4 protein-coding genes and 1 pseudogene are annotated in these 5,524 nt (G+C 64.0%); 3 read left to right on the top strand and 2 right to left on the bottom strand.

Translation table 11 applies throughout. The features are described 5' to 3' along the window. Both H926_RS0105180 and H926_RS0105175 read left to right on the top strand, forming a co-directional pair. Positions 1-322: 2-dehydro-3-deoxygalactonokinase (locus tag H926_RS0105180; protein WP_022675368.1), on the top strand; the 322-nt coding region annotated here is incomplete at its 5' end. A 31-nt stretch (positions 323-353) separates the two neighbouring features. Next, entirely contained in the window at positions 354-962 is a 609-nt protein-coding gene (locus H926_RS0105175) for a 2-dehydro-3-deoxy-6-phosphogalactonate aldolase (protein WP_028657614.1), read from the top strand. A gap of 150 nt (positions 963-1,112) precedes the next feature. Here H926_RS0105175 and H926_RS0105170 read toward each other — a convergent pair whose 3' ends face one another. Then, a complete protein-coding gene (locus tag H926_RS0105170; RefSeq protein ID WP_022675366.1) occupies positions 1,113-3,446 on the bottom strand; it encodes a TonB-dependent receptor in 2,334 nt (777 codons plus the stop codon). Positions 3,447-3,794: 348 nt separating this feature from the next. Here H926_RS0105170 and H926_RS0105165 point away from each other — a divergent pair, with 348 nt between their 5' ends. Beyond that, on the top strand, positions 3,795-4,880 hold the full coding sequence (locus H926_RS0105165; RefSeq protein WP_237740976.1) for a TauD/TfdA family dioxygenase: 1,086 nt from the start codon (positions 3,795-3,797) through the stop codon (positions 4,878-4,880). Positions 4,881-5,050: 170 nt separating this feature from the next. Here the strand turns inward: H926_RS0105165 and H926_RS33000 are convergent. Continuing rightward, positions 5,051-5,524 (bottom strand): annotated as a pseudogene (locus H926_RS33000) (hypothetical protein); the annotation flags it as partial.

The following is a 5,524-nucleotide window of genomic DNA, read 5'->3' as shown; positions in this document are numbered from 1 at the left end:
CCCGGCGTTCCGCGCCGGGGTAGCAGCCAGCGCCGACCCAGCCTTGCTGACGGCGCTGTTCGGCGTGCGGGCAGCGGCCCTGCTGGGCCTGCGCGCGGTGGAAGACAGCGCTGCGCACGCCTCGGGCCTGCTCATCGGCAGCGATGTGCGCGGGGCAGGCGTAACCGCGGGCAGCGATGTCTATCTCCTTGCCGATCCGATGCTCGGCGCGCTTTACACCGCTGCCATTGCCCAATGCGGCGGCCGCGCCCACCTTGTTGACAGCCATGCCGCGTTCGTTGCCGGCATCGCCCAGATCTGGAGCCTTGTTCGTGACCGCTGACCACACCGCCGCCGATCGTTTCGCCCAGGCCATGCGCCATTGCCCGCTCGTGGCGATCCTGCGCGGGGTGCGCCCTGACGAGATCGAGGCCATGGCCGATGTTCTGGTGGAGGCCGGCTTTGCCATGATCGAAGTGCCGCTCAATTCGCCCGATCCGCTGGTGTCGATCGAGAAGATCGCCCACCGCTATGGCAGCAACGTGCTGGTTGGGGCGGGCACCGTGCTCAATGTGGACCAGGTGGATGCGGTGCGCGATGCCGGCGGCACACTGGTGGTTTCGCCCAACGTCAACCCGGCAGTGATCGCGCGCAGCGTGGCGCACGACATGGTGTCGCTGCCCGGCTATGCCACGCCGACCGAGGCCTTTGCCGCGCTCGACGCCGGCGCCCACGGTCTCAAGCTGTTTCCCGCTGAGGCCGCCAGCCCCGCCGTGCTCAAGGCGCAACTGGCAGTGATCCCGCGCCATGTGCCGGTGCTGGCCGTGGGCGGCGTCACGCCGGAAAACCTGTCAGACTGGATGGCAGCGGGTGCGGCCGGTGGCGGCCTGGGCTCGGCGCTCTACAAGGCCGGGCGCAGCGCGGAAGACGTCGCCAAGGCAGCCAAGGCCTTTGTGCGCGAAGTGCACCGCCTGATCGACTGAGCGATCCTCGGTCTTATCTGAACCAACTCGTCACCCCGGACTTGATCCGGTGTGACGATGGTTTGAGGTTGTAACCTACAGTCCACCCGCACAAAAAAACGGCAGCGCGGTGTGTGAACCGCGCTGCCGGCAAGGTGGAAACGACGCGTCTTAGAACTTGTAGCCGACCGTGGCAAACACTTGGCGCGGCGGAATGTATTCCACGCTGGTGGTGCCCGAACCATAAGGATCGGCGAACTTGTTGCTGACCCCGGCCTTGTCGGTGATGTTGGTGCCCGTGACCGAGAACGTGAACGGCGAGGCATCGGGCTGATACTGGATCATCAGGTTGCCGATGGTGTAGGACGGCACGGTATCGAACTGCGGCACGTTGAAGATGCGCGAGTTGAACTTGCCGCGATAGATCACTTCGCCGCGCAGCATCAGCTCGCCTGGGCCAACCGGCGCGGTATAGGTCGCGGCAAAGCTGCCCTGCACACCCGGCAGCTTGGGGATCTTCTTGCCGTTGGTGTTCGTGGACGCGGCGATCACCGCTGCAATCACGCGCGGATCGTAATACCACCCGGCGGGATAACCCAGCGCAGCATAGGTCGTGGCGCGGATATCCTGCGCGGTCTGCTTGTCGATCGTGTAGTAGTCGCCGTGGAACTTGCCTTCGGCCAGCGCGAGGGTGCCGTCAAAGCGCAGTTGCTTGGTCGGCGCCCAGGTGGTTTCGAACTCCACGCCATAGGTCTGCGCACGCGGAATGTTGGCTGTGCCGCCGGCAAAGGGCACCGGGTCTTCGGCAGTGAACTGGAAATCCTTGTACCAGTAGTAATAGCCCGCCACGTTGAGGCGCAGGGTCTTGTCGAAGAACTCGTTCTTCGAACCCACTTCGGCCGCCCAGACGGTTTCCTTGGCGTAGGTGCTCTTTACGAAGATCGAATTGCCCGCGAACGTGACGCCGCTGGGCTTGTAGCCCTTTGACCCGGTCACATAGAGCATGTTGGTGGGCGTGACCTGGTATTGCACGCTGACCTTGCCGGTCAGCGCATCGCTGGTGGCGATGCGTTCGGGCACGGTGGCGAAATACTGCACCGGCTGGGCCGAGATCTTGTCCCAGCTATACCGCGCGCCGGCGATCAGATCGAGTGCGTCGGTAGCGTGGAAGATCGCCTGGCCATACCCGGCCCACGAGGTGTGCTGATAGGGGCTGTCGGTCTGGAACGACACGGCCTGGCCGGTGGCCGGATCGATGGAAAAGCCGCCCGTGGTGTATTCCATGATGTTCTGCAGCGCGTGTTGGCGCAGGTAGAACCCGCCGACGACCCATTCGAGCGACTTGTTGGGCGTGGACGAGGCAGAGATTTCCTGCGTCCAGGTGCTGCTCATGTCCTGCCACTTGACGATGTTGTCGTGATAGTTGGCATAGATGAAGCGGTCGTTGTCACCCGACTGGTTCTTGTTGAGATACTGGTAGGCCGTCACCGACTTGAGCACGACCTTGTCATCGATCGTCTGCGCGATCGAAAGATAGGCCATGCGCGTTTTCGTTACGTACTTGCCGCCGAAATCCTGGCTGACCACGCGGGGATCGGCATTGGGATCGGCGATGTAGGTGGTGCTGCCGGCGGCCGGATCGGTGCTGCACAGCAGGCACTTTTGCAGCGCCGCATTGTGGCTGGCATCAAACGACTGGGCCGAAAGCGTCACGCTGGTATCGGGGCTGGGCTGCCACAGCAGCGAGACGTGGCCGCCGATATTGTTGGCATCGTCGAGCGGATACTTGGCATAGCCGGGCACGCCCACGGCATAGCCATAGCCATCATGGCGCAGGTATTGCACCGTGCCCCGCAGGGCCAGCGTTTCGGCAATCGGCACGTTCAAGGTGCCCATGGCGCGCACATAGTTGTAGTTGCCATAGCTGAGCTGCGCTTCGCCGGTATATTCGCCGAGCACGGGCTTGCGCGTGATCACGTTGACCGCGCCGCCGGTAGACGTCTGGCCGAACACCGTGCCTTGCGGGCCGCGCAGCACTTCCACGTGATCCACATCGAGCAGATCCTGGTTCAGCGCGACGACGTGGGCGATATAGACCCCGTCGATATGAAACGCGACGCCGGGCTGCGAATTGGGGTTCTGTGCGGTTTCATAGCCGACGCCGCGAATGGCGATGACGCGTTCGTTGCCCTCGCTCTTGGTCACGGTGAGGCCGGGAACGAAGCCGTTGAGATCGGCCAGCTCGGTTGCGTTGCGCTGGCGCAGCGCGTCGGCCGAAACGGTGCTGATCGCGATCGGTGCGGTTTGCAGGTTCACTTCCCGCTTTTCACCGTTGACCACGATGGTGCCGAGCGGGCTGCCATCGGCGTCGACCATCGGATCGGCGGCCGGCGCAGGTGCCGTTTCGGCGGCGGGGGCGCTGGCCGCATCGGCGGCGCGGGCAGAGGTGGCGGCAAGCGCCAGGAGCGATGCAGTGGCAGTGAGCAGGACGGATGACGGGCGCATGGGTTTCCCCCCTCGAGAAATGCTTTTCATCGCTTTCAGACAGCCTCCCGGCTGTATGTTCTCCCTGAACCTGGCCTTCGTTATGGCCGGCCTTTTTGTCGTGCCCCAGCATCGGTGTTCAACCGCCCTGCGGTCTTGCGTGGCAACGCACGAATAGTTGACCGATCCGCGATGCAGCAAGCCCCATGTTGCGATGCAAGGTGCCCAAAGGACCGATGATGTCGGATGACGCGGGCGGTGCCGGTCCAAATCTCTTGCGCGCCAGGTCAAGACATGGCGCAGTGCATGATGGCACATGCTTTTTCGTCAGATGCTTTCGCGCCGCTGCAAAGGAACCAAGCCTTGTCCGTGATCACGCCTTCCGCCCCCGTGCTATCCCCCATCACCAGCCGCGCCGCCTGGCGTGGCGACCGGCTGAGCCAGGGACAGGACTGGGTCTTTGAACTGTCGGCTGCGCAGATTGCCGAACTGGAAACGCTGGGCGCGCGCTTCATGGCCGACGATCCCGATCTGCGCACGGTGCAGGCGCAGGACTATCCGCTGGTGGAAACTGCCCAGGCTTGCGAGGAATGGCGTCAGGAAGTGGATTTCGGGCGCGGCTTCGTGCTGGTGCGGGGCCTGCGTGCAGAACTCTATTCCGATGCGCTGTCCTGTGCGATCTATTACATTCTTGGCCTGCACATGGGCGATCCCATCCGTCAGAACGAGATGGGCGACCTGATCGACCATGTCTATGCCACGTCTGACAAGACTATGGACGATCCCACTGCCCTGTCATCCAAAGTGCGCGACAAGTTGGTCTATCACTCTGACAGTTCGGATATCGTCGCGCTGATGTGTCTGCGCGGAGCGCGGGAAGGGGGGCTTTCGTGCCTGGTTTCGGGCGCGGAAATCTACAACGAGATCCTGCGCCGCCGCCCCGATCTCGCGCCCCTGCTGTTCGAGCCGTTCCACTGGGACTGGCGCCGCCAGGATCATGAAGCGCCGGCCGATACCTATACCTCGCCGATCGTCAGCCTGAAGGATGGCGTGTTCAGCATGTATGCCGGTTCGCTTTATATCCTCACCGCGCAGGAATATCCCGGCGTGCCGCAGTTGACCGCCGACCAGATCGAGGTGCTGCGCCTGTTCGACGAGATCACCTATGAAGACGGCATGGCGATCGAGATGGATTTCCGGCCCGGCGATATCCAGTGGCTGTCAAACTATGCCGCGCTGCACGCCCGCACCACGTTCTGGGATTGGCCCGAACCGCAGCGCAAGCGCCACCTGCTGCGCCTGTGGCTGTCGAGCAAGGGCGCGCGCCCGGTGGTCGAAGGCTTTGGCAAGAACGGCGTGGTGCAGCACCGTGCCGCCCCGCGCGATGGCGCGGCCGAACATCCCGATGCGCATTTCGATGTGCGCGGCATGGCAGTGCCGCGGCTGATTTCCTGAACCAATTTTTGGCGCACAAAAACAGCCCGGTGGAGCGATCCGCCGGGCTGTTTTGTTGGCAGGTCAGAGATCGAAAACCAGACAAACAGGCATTGCCTAACCGTCACCCCGGACTTGATCCGGGGTCCCGCTTCTTTTCGCGGACGAAGACAGAAAAGCGGGATCCCGGGTCAAGCCCGTGATGACGGGGTCTCTATAGGTTTGGCACGGTGCAAGCCCCCCGCCGCCACTGCCACTGGCACGCATGACGCGCCCAGCAGCCATATCGCGCCGGCATAGCTGCCGGTCCACTGCGCCAGTACCCCGGCCAGGCCCGGCCCTAACGCGGCAAGGCCGGCGAGCGTCCAGCATAGCGCCAGGCCGGCCGTGCCGGTTTCGTGCCCGAACCAGTCCATAAGCAGTACCGTGACCGCCATGGCGACAAGGGCCGAGCCCACGCCGAACAGCGGCACAAAGCCCCAGTTGACCATCAGCGCACCGCCTTGAGCCAGGGCGCCCATGCCCAACGCCGTGGCCAACAGCGACAGCGCCAGCAACCGCACCGCGCGGACATGGCGCAGGGCAAAGCCGGCAAGGCCCGTGCCCAGCGCGCCAAGCAGGCCTTGCAGCGCGAGCACCCGCGCCACGGCGCCCGCGTTCCACCC

Source organism: Novosphingobium sp. B-7 (assembly GCF_000410615.1).
GTDB classification, from domain to species: Bacteria; Pseudomonadota; Alphaproteobacteria; order Sphingomonadales; family Sphingomonadaceae; genus Novosphingobium; species Novosphingobium capsulatum.
Note: the sequence above shows the minus strand (reverse complement) of the source record. Positions and strands in the feature narration are given on the sequence as shown.